This is a genomic window from Halorubrum sp. Atlit-26R (assembly GCF_003666015.1).
Classification (GTDB): domain Archaea; phylum Halobacteriota; class Halobacteria; order Halobacteriales; family Haloferacaceae; genus Halorubrum.
Genome location: NZ_QPLT01000453.1, coordinates 1 through 480, shown reverse-complemented (window position 1 = coordinate 480; position 480 = coordinate 1). Strand labels below are relative to the sequence as shown.

The 480-nt window shown below is 64.0% G+C and carries 1 pseudogene; it reads right to left on the bottom strand.

Annotated features, from left to right (window positions below):
• Window positions 1-167 precede the first annotated feature (167 nt).
• Window positions 168-480 (bottom strand): annotated as a pseudogene (locus tag DVK07_RS21425) (hypothetical protein); the annotation flags it as partial.

Here is a 480-nt window from a genome sequence, read left to right as displayed (position 1 = left end):
GAATTGAGTAAGTGATACGCGCACCACCGAACGGTGGCCGCTCACGACTCACCACGTGAACATCGTTCCGCGAGGGGCCTTCCAAGACAGTCAGCGGGAAGACCGTCGCACCGCCCACCAAGACAAAACAACAGTGGAGACGGCCAACTGAGGTCGTCGGAGAGTCCTCAGCTGCCGTCGACGAACTGTCGGGACCCCGCACTGAGCGATCCCTCGAACTGCCACGTCGCCGCGCTGAACGCCGCGTCCGTCTGGCTGTCCCACCGCGGGAACCCGCACGGCTCGCTCACGGCGACTTTCCACGTTGGCGGCTCGACCTGCTCAAGCGAGTACTCCGGAATGGCGACCACGTACAGGTACTCCTCGTCACCGTGGATGCCCGCCCGTGGATCTTCGACACCATGCCCGAGCAGAAACAGCGGCTGCGAGAGGTGTTGCATCCGACTTGGGTCACAGAAGTCCCCCGGTGAAGCGGCGTCG